The organism is Reichenbachiella sp. 5M10 (assembly GCF_002742335.1).
In the GTDB taxonomy this organism is placed as follows: Bacteria; Bacteroidota; Bacteroidia; order Cytophagales; family Cyclobacteriaceae; genus Reichenbachiella.
On sequence record NZ_MDGR01000007.1, the window covers coordinates 4,071,544 to 4,087,587 of the forward strand.

The following is a 16,044-nucleotide window of genomic DNA, read 5'->3' on the forward strand; positions in this document are numbered from 1 at the left end:
AACCATCAACGAAAAAGACATGGCATTTTTAGAACTAAACAACGTCAGCAAATCCTACGGAACTGGCAAGGACAAAGTAGAAGTACTCAAGGATATCAACCTTCACATCGAAGAGGGTGAGTTCGTAGCTATTGTAGGCTTCACCGGGAGTGGCAAGACCACGCTCATCAACCTAATCAATGGGCTGCTCTTTCCCGATACGGGAGAGGTCCTGCTCAACGGAAAGCCCATCCAAGGTCCAGGACCAGACCGGGGAGTTGTGTTTCAAAACTACTCCCTACTCCCATGGCTCAGCGTCCGTGACAATGTCAAACTAGCTATTGATGAAGCCTACCCCAAAGCCTCCAAAGCAGACAAAAACGAGCGAATTGAGAAGTATGTCAATATGGTACACCTCGGGCACGCTATCGACAAAAAACCCGCCGAACTATCTGGAGGGATGAGACAACGTGTCTCTGTCGCCCGAGCACTCGCCATGAATCCTGACATGCTACTCATGGACGAACCCTTGTCTGCACTCGATGCGCTGACACGAGGCACGCTGCAAGAAGAAATCGTCAATATATGGAGCGAAGATCAAAAAACCTGTCTCCTCATCACCAATGACGTGGACGAGGGTATCGTGATGGCAGACCGCATCATCCCCCTCAAACCCGGCCCCAACGCAACTCTGGGTCCTGAGTTCAAAGTGGATTTTGAGCGACCTAGAGTCATCACACAGATCAATAAGAACCCAAGCTACAAACACCTACGAAACGAGGTGATTGAATACCTGATCAAAGTAGGTGCAACTCGTCGCTCTGAGTCGCAAACGACCCTGGAGCTACCAGATCTACAGCCTATTATGCCAGGCCGCTTGCAGTGGGGCAAAAAGAAAGAAAAGGAGAAAGTCAAATACTTTTGATCCCAAGCAAAACCAATACTCAACCAACCTAATTCTTATTCAATTTCCACCCTACTTGACGAACGTGTCAAGACCAAACACACATACTTATGGAAGTTTTAGAAAAACAAATCATACAAAAGAAAGCCAATCTCAAAGGCAAAGACATCAGACCCGAAATGCTCGTATGTCAAAACATCACAAAGATCTATCCCACACCCAAAGGGGACTATACCGTACTCGCTGACCTCCAACTCAACGTCAAAAAAGGAGAGTTCATCTCTATCATCGGGCACTCTGGCTGTGGCAAATCTACACTACTCTCCATGATCGCTGGACTCAACGAAATCAGCGGTGGCCAAGTCCTCGTGGATCAAGAGGCCATTCGTGGAGCAGGACCAGACCGAGCAGTAGTCTTCCAATCTCCTAGCCTATTCCCATGGTTGACTGCTCTACAAAACGTAATGATAGGGGTCAAACAAGTCTTCCCCCATGGGTCAAAAAAACAAAAAATAGACATCTGCAAGTACTATTTGGACAAAGTCGGACTAGGTAATGACCTCCACAAAAGGGCCGTAGAGTTGTCCCAAGGCATGCAACAACGTGTCGGAATCGCCAGAGCATTTGCACTTAAACCGAAAGTTTTGTTACTTGACGAGCCTTTTGGGATGTTGGACTCGCTGACACGTGGCGAACTTCAGGATGTATTGCTCGAAGTGTGGCAAAAAGAGCAAATCACCGCACTCATGGTCACTCACGATGTAGACGAGTCAATCTTCTTGGCTGATCGAGTCATCATGATGACCAGCGGTCCTTTTGCCAAAATAGGAGATGAGCTAAGAATCCCCTTCGACAGACCAAGAGACAGGGTCCACGTACTCGAACACGCAGACTACTATGATTACCGAAGTTATTTGATGAATTTTTTAAACCATTGATTATGAAAAAATTGTCCGCGCAGTATTTGCTCTTTTTAGCCATACTCACCGTAGCAATTATTACCAGCCAAATACTAGTACAAAAAGCGATTTCAGATAGCAAAACTGACTCCCGCATCATCAACATCTCAGGACGACAAAGGATGCTCAGTCAGAAAATCACCAAGGCGGCACTTAAGTTGCAAAACAGTGTCAACCGCGAAGAGTACTATGCCACCAAACTGGAACTCACCAATGCCGCTGACCTATGGGCACAATCCCACGAAGCATTGCAGCATGGTAGTGGCAGCATAGATGTCTCAGAAATGAATAAGTCTGCAGCGCTCAATGAGCTGTTCATCCAAGTACAGCCTTATTATAGTGCCATATTAGATGCCGTCGACCAAGTTCGAGACATTGGCTATTCGGCTAGTCAATCGGGAGCTGAAGCAGAGCGGATCCACGAAAGCATCCGAACGATATCCAACAATGAGCCTTCATTTTTGAAATTGATGAACGACATCACCTTTGAGTATGACGATTTGGCCTCACAAAAAGTCAAAGAGCTCTCTCAATCTGAGTATTATTTGCTCGCGGTGGCCTTGGTACTGATTGTCTTGGAGGCCTTCTTTATATTCCGTCCGATGTTTAACACAGCCAAGAAAAAAGAATCGGAAATTTCGGAGTTGCATGATTATGTGCAAAAATCAATCTCATTTTTGGGGAAAAGCCAGGAAGACAAAACGGACGCCACCACACAAATCGCCCAAGCTAAAGAGAAAATAAGAGTACTCAAAGAAGCCAACCTAGAGCTCAAACAAAAGCTCAATGACATGGAAAATTCCAAAACAATTGCCAAAAGTGAAGAAGTAGTCAAGGAATCTCAAATCGACGCACTCAACAAAAAATACGAGAAAAAAATCCTGAACTTAGAAAAAGAACTCGCTAAAATCAAAACGTCTATTTGACGGGATACCGTTATTGGTAAGTAAGTATGTGTTTAAGCAGCCGCCTCCACAATCCACGGAGCGGCTGCTTTTCTATGTGGTAAAAACAGGTTTAGGCGTGTCAGCCGTCATTTTTTAGCTCCCCCTCTTCAGTTATCATTACATTCGATATTTCGAGGATATTCATTGATTACAGCTATGGTTTCTCCCGCAATTCGCACGTGCGATTGGACCGCCCCTGTAGTTGACCAATAACAGCAGCATTGCCTAAAAGTGAGCTTGAACTTTTAAACTCAACTCCTTTTTATGAACCCTATTTTTACAGGCATACTTTGTCTAATCGCTTCTCCACCAACTGCCAACCCCACCGAAAACCTTGCACTCGTAGCATTGAACATCGATGACCTCTGGGTCATGGTCGCTGCGGCCTTGGTCTTCTTCATGCAGGCCGGTTTCAAGGTCCTAGAAACTGGTATGGTCAAAAAAGAACACCGCTCAGGGATAGGAGCCAAAAACCTCTTGGACTGGGTTGCAGGGAGTATCGCATTCTTCTTAGTTGGATTCGCCCTCATGTTTGGCAACACCCTCGATGGCTTTCTTGGATTTCAATATTTTTTCGGAGACTCCCTTGATTCAGGCAAAATTCTCATTTTCTTCCTGTTTCAACTAGCCTTTGCAGGCACTGCTCTGACCATCGTCTCGGGCGCCATGTCTGGACGGACTGGAGTAGTCGCCTACTTCATTGTCTCACTGATCACTGCTACCTTGATCTATCCCGTATTTGGCCACTGGGCCTGGGGCAACCTCTGGGACACGACCAGTACTCCATGGCTCGCCGACATGGGATTCATGGATTTTGCAGGCTCGACAGTAGTACACTCCACTGGAGCATGGGTTGCCGTGATGGGCATCTACATGGTAGGGCCACGGCTAGGACGGTACGACGCCTACGGGCGTATCCAACCCTCCAAAGCCTCTGACTATGCTTACAGTATCCTAGGAGTGATGATCCTATGGCTCGGATGGTGGGGATTCAACGGCGGCAGTACTTTGGCTTTCAACGAAGACGTCGTTAAAATCATCCTCAATACCAATCTTGCTGGAGCGGCAGCATGTTTTACCGCTTTCTTCCACGCTTACTTGATCCAAAACAAAACGGACGTCATCGAAAAAATCGCTGGAGGAAGTTTGACAGGATTGGTAGCCATCACTGCTTGCTGCAATGTCGTCACACCCATTTCCAGTTTGATGATTGGCGCCTTGGCAGGAGTCATACACAATGTCTTCTATGTGATCATTGCCGAAAAATGGAAACTCGATGATCCCGTAGGTGCAGTAGCAGTACACGGAATCGGCGGAGTATTTGGCACACTGTGTGTAGCGCTCTTCGGGCAAGAAGAATTGCTCATGCACACAAGATGGATGCAACTCGGCGTACAATTCATGGGCATTGCGACCTGCTTTGTCTTCACTTCAGCTGTATCCTATATCATGTTTACAATCATCAAAAAAACCATCGGTCTCAGAGTATCTCCAGTCGAAGAAAAAAGAGGTTCCTTTGTCGGCAATGAAGACTCCCTTGATGTAAAAATCGACGAGTTCGACGACCAAAGAGTCGCGCAAGTCTCTGTCCGTGTCAGTGACAAAGGCTACAACATCTACAATGTCTTCGAATACCTGTCAATCAATCAAGAAAAACGCAAAAAACTAATCGCCGAGGATCGAGTCAAATACATGGATGAACAAGGCTCGGTCATTCCTCCTCTCGTAGCTGTACGTCAACTCAGTCTCATGCTCGACACGATGAAAGACAAAGCAACTGCCGAGCGAGACGTCCTACAGACACGGCAAGATGAATACGACAATAGCTTACAACACATCCACGAACTACAAAAGGGCGTGCTAGAAGATGAATCTGCACTCAATGACCTTTTTGACCAATCTTTTCTCCTCTTCAAACCCAAGAAAAAAGTATCCGGTGATTTCTATTGGTTCAAGCAAATCGCCGAATTCAAAGTAGTGATCGTATCCAACTGCATGGGACAAGGGGTCTCGGGAGGGTTTCTAGGTATGCTCGGCATCTCACTGATCAAAGAGATCTTCAGCACCAACAAACTGCTCTACCCCGACAAAGTCTTGAGGCTATTGGACAAGAAGTTTGATCATGCCCTAAGAACAAAAACACTTAGTGCCAAACTCAAAGACTCCATGGATGTCTCAATCATCATCGTCGATGAACTCAAGCAGAAGGTATATTTCTCCGCAGCAAACAACGGACTCTTCCACTACACCGAAGCAGGCAGCCTCACAGAATACACGGGTGGCAAGTGGCCCATTGGGCAGAGTCCCGAAGACGAAAAGGACAAGTTTAGCAGAGAAGTAATCTCCTACCTACCCGGCGAAACCCTCTACCTCTATACGGATGGGTACTACAACCAGTGCAATCCCAACGGCAAGGTACTGAGTACAGAGAGTTTCAAAGCCCAGCTCAAACTAGCCCAAAAAGTAGAAATAGACGAACAAAAACAAATACTCGAAGACGACCTCAAGCAATGGCAAGGAAAAGCTGAGCAAAGTGACGACATCCTAGTCATCGGCATCAAACTCAGGTAGTCCAATTCACACTACGTAGAATCATAAAAACCTCTCAAAAAAAGCAATTTGAGGGGTTTTTGAATTTTATTATGCAAGATTGCAGGTTTTATATTGACAACAAACTTATTTCACTGTGTCATCAAACCATATTAATGCCTAATTAGTCGTCATACTTTTGTAACATCTACGTACCAAACGACGCACTACGTAGAAAGACAAAAGACTTGACGTTATGAAAACAAACACACCTTCACTTGAAAAAGCCACTAAAATCAACCTACTTGATTTTAGTTCCATACAAATGCGAACCTTCCACCTCAGTTGGTTGGCCTTCTTCCTATGTTTCTTTGGTTGGTTTGCACACGCACCACTCATGAACTCAACCATTGGTCCAGACATGGATCTAACCAAGGCACAAAAGATCACAGCTTTCATCGCATCGGTGGGTATCACAATCATAGCCCGACTTATCATCGGCAACCTCTGTGACAAAATCGGACCACGAAAAAGCTACACATATTTATTGACATTCGGAGCGATCGCTGTAGCAGGATCGTCGTTCGCATACAATTGGGAAACTTACCTATTGTCTCGAATGGCCATCGGTGTGATCGGCGCATCATTTGTGATCACTCAATATCACACGACCAAAATGTTTGCTCCCAATGTTGTAGGAATTGCTAACGCCACCACCGCAGGTTGGGGGAATCTCGGTGGAGGCGTGACGCAAGCTTTGATGCCCTTGATTGCATCAGGCATGCTTGCCGTAGGCTTGGCCAACTCCGAACTGTCCAAATGGAGGCCTGCGATGTTTGTCCCTGCCGCCATCATGCTCATCGTGGCTTACCTATACTGGAGATTTACCCAAGACACTCCCAAAGGAAATTTTGCAGACAACCCTTCACTCAAAGCGACCAGAGCTGAGGGAGAATCAGGTCTATTCATGACAGCAGTCAAAGACCGCAGAGTATGGATCTTGTTCGCCATATACGGTGCATGCTTTGGGCTTGAGCTCTTCGTCAACGGACGTGCAGCGACCTACTATCAGACCAAATTTGCCCTCAACGAAACCACCGCAGGAATGATCGCTGCCCTATTTGGGTTGATGAACCTATTCGCTCGCTCAATGGGTGGGTGGTTAGGAGATCGTTTCTCCAAAACAGGCGGTCTAGCTGGCCGAGTCAAATGGCTAGTCATGGTACTATTCGTCGAAGGGTTTGCCTTGATTCTATTCTCTAGAATGGACATGCTTGGTCTCGCCATCGGCACAATGATCCTCTTCTCTCTATTTGTGCAAATGGCCGAAGGAGCCACATACTCTGTCGTACCCTTCATCAACAAGAAATCTCTCGGTGCAGTAGCAGGTATAGTAGGTGCTGGAGGCAATGTAGGTGCGGTCATCTACGCACAGTTCCTACTCAGAAGTGGCGCCACACTCGAAAATAGTTTCATGTACTTTGGTATTGCAGTAGTTGCCATCAGTATGCTCGGTCTAGGCATCAAGTTTAGCCAAGCCGACGAAGAGGCCGCCGTAGCAGAACAAAAGAAATTGGAAGAGTTCGAGAGAAATTTACAAGCCAAAGAAAAAATAGCCGCTTGAAAAAACAGCACATAAAAACGATAAGCCAGTAGACTCAATGAGAGACTACTGGCTTTTTTGTTCAAAAACCTCTCCATGAGAAAGCCCAATCAGTTTTCGTGCGATCAATCCCTGTCGCATCAACGCTACCCCTAGTTCGGAAAGTAAGGGGCTACCAAACATCCGCTGAAACTGCCCTCCTGCCCAAAGGCGATAGGCAAACTGTTCATTCCAGACCTTTTGATACGCCAACTCGAGCGTACCACGATCTATACTCCCGTTGTTCCAGTGCCTCAAAATCAACCCACTGAGTAGCCATGCCGAACGGATCGCCATTGCCATGCCATTGCCACATAGAGGTGTAATCATCCCAGCAGTATCGCCACACATCAAAACATGGCCCCAAATAGCTTCTTTCTTTTCAAATGAGATTTCATTGATCACCAAGGGTCTCTCCAACAAGAAATCAGCATTGCGCCATAGCGACGCAAGAAGAGGGTTTTGGTGAAGAACACGCTCCTCCATCGTCGGAATATCTACCCCTTTGAGATTGTCTCGATGACTTAGGTAACATAGGTTGTAAGTATCTCCTCCCACACTACTGACACCACAATATCCCTGTCGAAAGTTATGCAATGCAATCGAATCCTTGGAATAGTCCGTACGCACATGATACTTGACTGCTAGATAGGGTGATCTGCGATGCATAAACTCCCGTTTCAAATGAGTATCCAATTTGGAGCGTTTGCCAAATGCCCCTATCACCAAACGACTCTCAAAGTCACCGTCGCTCGTTTCTACCTCGAAGTACTCCTCGACATAGCGAACATCCCTAACGGTCGTACCTTCCATTACTTCCACTCCCGCACTTCTAGCTCTGCCGGCCAAAAACTCGTCGATCATATACCGAGAGATCCCAAAGCCACCCATACCCAAAGGTTGGCGAGCCACACGACCCTTGACCGATGAGAGTTCAAACCGAGAAATTTGACTAGGCGCTAATCCCTCTGGATACAAGTCATTGGCCCGAAGAAAAGGAACCACTTCGTTGGAGATATACTCACCACACACCCGATGAAAGGGATAATTCTTCTTCTCAATCAGTAAGACCGAAAGCCCCGCTCTAGACAGCAATACGGCATTGATCAAGCCTGCCAAACCTCCTCCTACGATGATGACGTCACGCATGGCTAAATATCAAACAAAATAATCAACAAATCGAAGTACTTCTCGTAAAATTGCACCAAAACACATCCAAAATGGCAGAAGAACTCACTCTCAACAAGACCCTAGGAAAGGAAGAAACCTACGCGACACTCCTTCCTCAAATCGAAGCGCTCAACAGTGGAGAAAATGACCTGATTGCCAACCTCGCCAATACCTCCGCTGCGCTCAAAGCAGCATTCGATTTTCTCTGGGTGGGCTTTTATCTGGTGAAGGAAGATCAATTGGTTCTCGGGCCATTTCAAGGGCCCATCGCCTGTACACGCATCTCCAAAGGCAAAGGAGTGTGCGGCACCTCATGGGAAAAAGCCAAGACCGTCATCGTAGACGATGTAGCTCTATTTCCTGGCCATATCGCCTGCAGTTCATCCTCCAAATCAGAGATAGTCGTCCCATTGTTCGTGGCAGATCAGGTCATCGGCGTGCTGGATATCGATAGTGACGCAACAGATAGTTTTGACGAAATCGACCAATCCTACCTCGAAAAACTCGCAAAAATGCTTACCCAAAACCTTCATCATTAATCACTAGTCTCCAGCCATTTTCTCCCCTACTTTTTCCTTGATGCCATAAAACTCGTAGTGCAATTCCGTGCCGTCTTTTTCATCCAGCCTGAAATCATCACTACGCGCATCATACAGCACTTCGTAAAACCGATCTCTCAACCCTCCCGACACGAGAATTTCCGTCTGGATTGATCCATCATACAACAAAAGCTTCGTCGGATAATTGATCGGCAAATGCAACTGGATGAAGTCGTTGATATACAACTCGTGATACCTCCCGCTCTGTCTAATTTTGATTCTTTTCTTCGTTTTCTGAAAACGCGTCCGATACAAATATATCGTACCTCTCACCGTCTCATCTGTCAAGGTCTGCACGGTATAGTTACGTTCATTGTAGTACGCAATCACCTTCTCGATTTCTCTCGGACGATATTTAAAAGTCGCTGCCTGCACATAGGCAAGTGATTCCTCATCATCCGCCACCAACTCCACGAATCGCTCCAATTTGACCGCATGCTCTCTTTGATTGTCCTTGCCGTCGTACACACATGCGAATTGGCCCGCCCTCTCCACATACATTCTATAACCCGACTGGTCGTCGACATAGAGAGTGAGTTCTCCTACTTCGTGGCGCTCCGCAAACACATACCCCTCCACTTCTTCGGGTTGGATCAAAAAATAGGTCTCCTCCTTGAGCGCTTGACTATACCCCAAAATAGAATCCGGAGGATACAATTCCCATCGCTGTTCCTCATAGTCCTTGACCTCTACTGCATCATCATACAATGACATCCTTGTAAAAGGCACACGCCTACCACTGTGTAGCACAAGGGTATCTTGTGCATACCCCACTGTGGCACTCACCAATACCCAAATCCATAGTATGATTTTGAACCATCGAACCGTTACATTACCTTGACCAACAAGTTGCATTTTTGGCTTCCTTTCTCTTTGTAGTTGACAAACCTGTCTTCACATTCCAACCCTTTGCAATGAAACGGTGTCTTATCCAAAAACCCTCATTCCTATGAAAAAAATATTATTCATTGCCTGCCTCACTACCCTGTTTTCGTGCAAAGAAGAGAGCCAAGAAACTCCAAACCACTCCAGATTAGCTGGAGACTGGCAGCTCACCGAACGACTCGCCGACCCTGGTGACGGGAGCGGGACATTCCAACCCACTAGCCAATATCTGATTCTACACATAGACACGGATGACACCTACTCACTCGAAGGTTCACTCTGCTCCTTTGGTGATTTCAACACCAAAAGCACTGGCACCTTTCGCGCAGAAGAGCTAAAAATCTATCCTGATGATTGTCCAGAGACTAGCATTGTCCCAGATTACGGTTTGCCCTATACTCTCGAAGGCAACCAACTGACCATCTATCTCCTATGCATCGAGGGCTGTGGCTACAGGTTTGAAAAACTATCTTCGTAAAGCACTGGCCTTGCTAAAGAAATGACAGGTCAGCACAAAATTCCCAGTCAAGCATCGACTCTTTTGTTGACTTTCCGTATTTACCCTCATGGGTAAAAGAATAGGAAAAAACCAGACGCTCGGTGAAGAAATATCCAATGCCATCACACATGGCATCACCGCATTGACCGCCATCGGAGGGCTCATCGTACTCATCGTCATGGCTGTACAGAGCGATCAAAAGTGGAGCTTGTTTAGCGCCCTATTTTATGGTAGTAGCTTGGTACTACTCTACACCTTTTCGACATTCTACCACAGTCTCACACACAAGACAGCCAAGCGTGTCTTCAACATCCTCGATCACTGCGGGATATTCCTGTTGATCGCAGGGACCTACACTCCCGTACTGCTGATCACCATAGGAGGGGTCACCGGTTGGACTTTTTTTGCGATTCAGTGGGGGATGGCTCTGATCGGTATCCTGCTCAAAATCTTCTTTACAGGAAAATACAACACCCTATCTACAGCGCTCTATGCCTTCATGGGCTGGATCGTTGTATTTAAGATCAACTTGGTCAAGTCCCTACTTCCAGAGCCTGCTTTCTGGCTACTCGCTGCAGGGGGATTTTCTTATACCATCGGAATTGTCTTTTACATCATAGATTACCGCATGAAATATGCGCATTTCATTTGGCACCTATTCGTCATGACAGGCACCGTCCTGCACTTCATCATGATGGTCATGTATATCTTCAAGACATAGTGAGGTTTGAAACCTCTCTATGCCTATTTCTTTTTGGCTGTAAAGCCCCAAGACCTGACCAGCACAACTACTCCGATGAGGAACATAGGTATGCTCAGCCATTGACCCATATTAAGTGGAATAGTAGCTTCCCATGCTTCTTGATTCTCTTTGAAAAACTCAACGGAGAATCGCTCCGACCACAACATTACCATGAATAGCCCAAACAAGAAGCCTGTCTTGATCTGCGTCCTATGGTGGTACCAAATATGTGACAGTACCAAGAACATCAAAAGACACGCGATCGCCTCATAGAGCTGCCCTGGATGCCTAGGAATCGCGAGTACGGCGACTTTGGCATGCTGCACACCACGCAACTCGTACGTTTCGTAATGCACCGTTTGATTGGCGGGTAGAGCTATGTGCTCCCCTACTTGATGATACCGAGCGATGGCACGTGGTATTGTCGTCTCAAAAAACAACTGGGCATTGTTGGCATCCAGTTCAATCCCCCGCTTGTAGGTCAACTTTATCGTCATAGGTATATATCCTGGCTGACTACTTACAATCTCGCCTCCTTCTTCGAAGCTCACGTCCTCAATCCGTGAGTCTATACTCGTAAACATATCCTCGACACTACGCGCAAAGACAATACCCCGGTCTGAGCCTGTCGGCAAACCGATGATTTCAGAATTCATGAAGTTGCCAATACGTATACAAGCCCCTACAAGCACCGTCACAATGGCAACACGATCCAAGATCCAAAGATAACTTTGGTCTCCGTGCTTGCGACTGTATAGGTAGAGCGCCACCAACATACCTATCGCTCCTCCGTGACTAGCCAGTCCACCTTCCCATATTTTAATGATTTCGAAGGGATTGGTCAAGTAGTAGCCCGGGTTGTAAAACAGACAATGTCCCAGTCTGGCCCCCACGACTACTGCAATCACCAGATACATAGTCAACTGATCCACATCCTTGACGTTCTTGTTTTCAGATTTGAAAATCCAATACATCACCTGCTGCGCGAGGATAAACCCTAAGGCAAACATCAGCCCGTACCATCGGACAGGGTGTCCCAAACCAGGAATAGTGAAAATGTCCGGACTTGGACTCCAAATAATCATCTCTAATACTGTCATGTTTCTTTATACTTTGCGCCAAAAATAAGGCGTGAACAAAATCAATACGGTAAATAACTCCAATCGTCCCAGCAACATCAGCATACATAGCACCCACTTGCCCAAAGTAGGCAGGTTACCAAAATGATCTACAGGTCCTACATCTCCCAACCCGGGACCGATGTTGCCCAGTGAGGTTGCCACCGAACTAATGGCCGTCATGAAATCCACACCAATCCATGCCATCAGCATAGAGCCCAAGGCAAAAATGCTCACATAGATCATGATAAAGGCCAGAATATTGAAGGTAATGTCTTTTTGTACCGCTTTGCCGTTGAACCGAACTGGTAAAATCGCCGAAGGATGTAGCTGCCTATTGAGTTCCAGCACACTGTTTTTGACTAAAATCAGATGTCTAACAATCTTGACCCCACCAGCAGTACTCCCTGCACTAGCCCCCACAAACATCAGGACAAACAGCAGCAATATCACTTCGTAGGGCCACTGCGTATAGTCCGCCGTGACGTACCCTGTAGTCGTCACTATAGACACAACCTGAAACAACCCATCACGAAAAGAAACCTCTAAAGGCGTCCCCATCGTCTTGTATATCCCAATACTCGTCAATGTAGCTGCCAAAACAGTCAGCAAAGCATAAGACCGAAACTCTTCGTTTTTGAGTACTACACCCAACCGACCATGCAAGGCGAAATAGGTCATGGTGAAATTCGTCCCTGCCAAAAACATGAACACAATGATCACATACTGTATATAGGGAGAAGTATAATAGGCCACACTTGCGTTTTTAGTCGAAAATCCACCAGTCGCCATGGTGGTCAAGGCATGGTTAAGCGCGTCATAAAAAGTCATCCCTCCCGCCCATAGCAGGACCATTTCCGTCAAGGTCAACGTGACATAAATGAGCCATAGCCTCTTGGCCGTCTCTGTAATTCGTGGTTTTAGTTTGTCTGGAGATATCCCCGGGGCCTCTGCCACGAAAAGCTGCATACCCCCAATACCAAGAAGTGGCAAAATCGCTACAGCCAACACGATAATCCCCATGCCTCCGATCCACTGCGTCAAGCTCCTCCAAAACAAAATACCCTTGTCTAGACTCTCAATGTCAGTCAATATAGTCGCTCCCGTCGTGGTAAATCCAGATATCGTCTCAAAAAAAGCATCCGTAAAATCAGGAATCGAACCGCTAAGAAGGTAAGGCAAAGTCCCAAAGAGAGACATCGTCACCCAACCCAATGTCACGATCAAATATCCATCCTTTTTCTTGAGTTCTTTGGACCTATTTTTTCGCGAAAGCGCAAAAATCAAATAGCCGATCACCATCGCTGAGAGGCCAGAAACTAGTAGTGCTTGAAAATCTTCTCCTCCAAAATAGAGACTGAATGGAATACAGGTCATCATGAAGGCGCCGTTGAGTAGGATCAGCAGGCCCAGGACATTGAGGATGACTTTGTAGTTGAATTTCATTTAAAATAACTTTCGACCTTGCGGATACACTCGGGTTTGGACAATACCACCACGCGATCTTTGGGCTCAAACATGAAATTACCCCTAGCTGTGATTCCCTTTCCTCCGCGTATGACTCCTCCTATCAGTGCTGACTGTGGAAAATCCAAGTTGCGAAGCTCCGCGTCAAGAATCTTGGACCCCTCTTTGACTTCAAACTCCACTATCTCCGCATCCACACCATGGATGGTCGTCAAGTTGAGCACCTGACCCTTGCGAATGTACCGGAAGATGAAACTCGCCGCAATCAGTTTTTTGTTGATCATCGTATCCACACCGATATTTTGTGACAGATGGATATAGTCCATGTTTTCTACAAGTGAAATCGTCTTAGGCACATTGTGATTTTTGGCGACCAAAGACGAAATCATGTTGGTCTCTGAGTTGCCCGTCACCGCGATAAACGCATCCATGTCGTCAATTCCCTCTTCTTTGAGCAGCTCTACATCACGACCATCTCCATTGATGATCATGGTGTTGGGCAAAGTGTCGGCAAGTTCAAAGCACTTGTCTCTATCCTGCTCGATGAGTTTGATGTTGTACTTTTTGCTGAGTTGCCGCGCTGCTTGTATCCCAATTTTACTCCCCCCTAAGATCATCAGGTTCTTGATCGATTCACGCTGTTTGCCTGCCAAGTCCAACACACGCTCCACACCATTGGGCTGACAGATGAAGTAGGCATGGTCGTTGAGCATGAACTTGTTGTCTCCGTGAGGAATGATCGTCTCCTCTCCGCGCAAGATAGCCACAGTAATGAACGAATACTCTGGGTTAAGATAAGCCGTCTCTACTAGGGTTTTGTCTTTGAGTTCTGACTCTTCGTCGATCGATATCCCCACCAGCGAAAGAACTCCTTTTTCGAAATCAAAGGTGTCTGTCAAGGCACTTTCCTTGAGTAGTCTCTTGATCTCCTTGGCAGCTAAGGACTCTGGAGAGATGACCTCATCGATTCCAATGTCCTTGAGGTCCAAAATGTCTTTTCGTTGAATATATTCCGTGTTGGAAACCCGGGCGATGGTCTTTTTTGCCCCTAGGTGCTTGCCTATGATAGAAGTCGAAATATTGGTTGTTTCTGACTCAGTCACAGCGATCAGTAGATCAGCCTTTGAGATTTGTGCCTCTTCAAGTACACGGTACGACGTAGAGTTCCCTTTGGTGGTATGTACATCCAAGTGATTGGAGATGTACTGAAGTCTATCATCATCCATATCGATGATATTGATGTCGTGTGCCTCATAGGCCAATAACTTAGCCAAATGAAACCCGACATCTCCTGCTCCTGCAATTATTATTCTCATTGAGTTCTAATAAGTATCGATCGCCTCTGACAAATATAATACATCCATCTAGGCGGTGACACCCTATCAGCTTTTAGTTGAATCATCAAAAGTGCGAAAAAACTATGGTTTTACCGCCCTTGTCATTTCCTTTTTGCCAGGAGGTCCCGGTAATTCTTCGATTTGGAAGCCTACCGACTTCAAATCCCTTTTGAATTGCCCTTGTGCACAGTAGGTCACCAGTACTCCTCCTTGCTTCAACGCGTCGTACATTTTAGTCAACACCGCCATACTCCACATCTCAGGCTGCTTGGACGGAGCAAAAGCGTCAAAATAAATCAAATCAAAGCTTCCTTCTTCAATTTGATAGTACAACACATCTGTATGCAGTTTTGCCAGCGTAAAACTGTCCGTGATAGATCCCCAATCGCCCCAAGGGCTCGCATGCACCGCTGCAAAACACTCCAGAGCTCCCTTTCGATCAAGCTTACTGGCATAGTTGAGCTGCTCTAGCACCTCGGTATCGAGTGGGTACTTCTCTAGCGAAGCATACGCAATTTCAAAAGCCATCTCTTCGGCTACCAAGGCAGTAAGCCAAGCATTGAGCCCTGTACCAAAACCGACCTCCAAAATCCGCAAAGACGATGCTTCTGGATGTTGCGCCCTCCAATACTTCACCCCTTTGTCCAAAAACACATACTCTGCCTCTGTCAAAGCTCCATGTGTAGAGTGATAGGTCTCGTTCATCTCTGGCAAAAGCAGTGAGTGCGAGCCATCTTTGGTCTCAAATATTTCTACTTTAGGCATTTCGATAGATCAATACGGTCGCATGTGCAGACACTCCCTCTTCTTTACCTACAAAACCTAACTTCTCCGTGGTAGTCGCTTTGATCGATACGTCCTCTTCGTCCATCTCCATCACCTCTGACAAGACTCGTTTCATTTCATTGATGTGAGGATTGACTTTGGGCCGTTGAAGACAAATCGTAGAATCAATGTTTCCTACTTCAAAACCCGCTTCACGAATGAGCTGCATCACATCTGCGAGCAAGATTTTGCTGTCTATCCCTTTGAACTTAGGATCTGTATCGGCAAAGTGATATCCAATGTCTCTCATATTTGCCGCACCCAGCAGAGCATCACAGATCACATGAATCAACACATCCGCATCCGAATGCCCCACGGCTCCATGTGTATGCGGTACCAAGATCCCTCCGAGCCAAAACTCCTCTCCCTCTGCTAGCTGATGGACATCATACCCATAGCCTACTCGTATATTTGGTTTCATCTACTATATTTTCTCTTCTAT

General features: G+C 46.4%; 15 protein-coding genes. 8 read left to right on the forward strand and 7 right to left on the reverse strand.

Annotated features, from left to right (window positions below; all coding sequences use genetic code 11):
- Positions 1–19: 19 nt before the first annotated feature.
- From BFP72_RS16540 to BFP72_RS16560, 5 genes are all read left to right on the forward strand, one after another.
- On the forward strand, positions 20–904 hold the full coding sequence (locus BFP72_RS16540; RefSeq protein WP_099600193.1) for an ABC transporter ATP-binding protein: 885 nt from the start codon (positions 20–22) through the stop codon (positions 902–904).
- An 89-nt stretch (positions 905–993) separates the two neighbouring features.
- Positions 994–1,821 carry an ABC transporter ATP-binding protein gene (locus BFP72_RS16545; RefSeq protein WP_099600194.1) on the forward strand — a complete coding sequence of 276 codons (828 nt, stop codon included), beginning with the start codon at positions 994–996 and terminating at the stop codon, positions 1,819–1,821.
- Positions 1,822–1,823: 2 nt separating this feature from the next.
- Entirely contained in the window at positions 1,824–2,768 is a 945-nt protein-coding gene (locus BFP72_RS16550; protein ID WP_099600195.1) for a type IV pili methyl-accepting chemotaxis transducer N-terminal domain-containing protein, read from the forward strand.
- A gap of 285 nt (positions 2,769–3,053) precedes the next feature.
- Complete coding sequence (gene amt, locus BFP72_RS16555) at positions 3,054–5,360, forward strand: ammonium transporter (protein ID WP_099600196.1); 2,307 nt, start codon at positions 3,054–3,056, stop codon at positions 5,358–5,360.
- A 214-nt stretch (positions 5,361–5,574) separates the two neighbouring features.
- Positions 5,575–6,942 (forward strand): MFS transporter, encoded by a 1,368-nt coding sequence (locus BFP72_RS16560; protein WP_099600197.1) that lies wholly within the window; start codon positions 5,575–5,577, stop codon positions 6,940–6,942.
- A 45-nt stretch (positions 6,943–6,987) separates the two neighbouring features.
- On the opposite strand, the gene BFP72_RS16565 is transcribed toward BFP72_RS16560, so the two are convergent.
- Positions 6,988–8,109 (reverse strand): NAD(P)/FAD-dependent oxidoreductase, encoded by a 1,122-nt coding sequence (locus BFP72_RS16565; protein WP_099600198.1) that lies wholly within the window; start codon positions 8,107–8,109, stop codon positions 6,988–6,990.
- A gap of 71 nt (positions 8,110–8,180) precedes the next feature.
- On the opposite strand from BFP72_RS16565, the gene BFP72_RS16570 reads away from it, so the two are divergent.
- On the forward strand, positions 8,181–8,669 hold the full coding sequence (locus BFP72_RS16570; protein ID WP_099600199.1) for a GAF domain-containing protein: 489 nt from the start codon (positions 8,181–8,183) through the stop codon (positions 8,667–8,669).
- A gap of 3 nt (positions 8,670–8,672) precedes the next feature.
- Here BFP72_RS16570 and BFP72_RS16575 read toward each other — a convergent pair whose 3' ends face one another.
- A complete protein-coding gene (locus BFP72_RS16575; RefSeq protein ID WP_099600200.1) occupies positions 8,673–9,584 on the reverse strand; it encodes a hypothetical protein in 912 nt (303 codons plus the stop codon).
- A 94-nt stretch (positions 9,585–9,678) separates the two neighbouring features.
- Between BFP72_RS16575 and BFP72_RS16580 the strand changes: the two genes are divergently transcribed.
- Both BFP72_RS16580 and BFP72_RS16585 read left to right on the forward strand, forming a co-directional pair.
- On the forward strand, positions 9,679–10,092 hold the full coding sequence (locus BFP72_RS16580; RefSeq protein WP_099600201.1) for a hypothetical protein: 414 nt from the start codon (positions 9,679–9,681) through the stop codon (positions 10,090–10,092).
- A gap of 88 nt (positions 10,093–10,180) precedes the next feature.
- Positions 10,181–10,834: a hemolysin III family protein gene (locus tag BFP72_RS16585; protein ID WP_099600202.1), complete on the forward strand. Its 654-nt coding sequence runs from the start codon at positions 10,181–10,183 to the stop codon at positions 10,832–10,834.
- 23 nt (positions 10,835–10,857) lie between these two features.
- Here the strand turns inward: BFP72_RS16585 and BFP72_RS16590 are convergent, their stop codons facing one another.
- From BFP72_RS16590 to ispF, 5 genes are all read right to left on the reverse strand, one after another.
- Positions 10,858–11,955 (reverse strand): prolipoprotein diacylglyceryl transferase, encoded by a 1,098-nt coding sequence (locus tag BFP72_RS16590; RefSeq protein WP_099600203.1) that lies wholly within the window; start codon positions 11,953–11,955, stop codon positions 10,858–10,860.
- Positions 11,956–11,961: 6 nt separating this feature from the next.
- On the reverse strand, positions 11,962–13,419 hold the full coding sequence (locus BFP72_RS16595; protein ID WP_099600204.1) for a TrkH family potassium uptake protein: 1,458 nt from the start codon (positions 13,417–13,419) through the stop codon (positions 11,962–11,964).
- Positions 13,416–14,756 carry a Trk system potassium transporter TrkA gene (gene trkA, locus BFP72_RS16600; RefSeq protein ID WP_099600205.1) on the reverse strand — a complete coding sequence of 447 codons (1,341 nt, stop codon included), beginning with the start codon at positions 14,754–14,756 and terminating at the stop codon, positions 13,416–13,418. The genes BFP72_RS16595 and trkA overlap by 4 nt, the downstream gene beginning before the upstream one ends.
- 102 nt (positions 14,757–14,858) lie before the next feature.
- Positions 14,859–15,542: a tRNA (5-methylaminomethyl-2-thiouridine)(34)-methyltransferase MnmD gene (gene mnmD, locus BFP72_RS16605; protein WP_099600206.1), complete on the reverse strand. Its 684-nt coding sequence runs from the start codon at positions 15,540–15,542 to the stop codon at positions 14,859–14,861.
- A complete protein-coding gene (ispF, locus tag BFP72_RS16610; protein ID WP_099600207.1) occupies positions 15,535–16,023 on the reverse strand; it encodes a 2-C-methyl-D-erythritol 2,4-cyclodiphosphate synthase in 489 nt (162 codons plus the stop codon). Before ispF ends, mnmD begins: the two co-directional genes overlap by 8 nt.
- Positions 16,024–16,044: the final 21 nt, after the last annotated feature.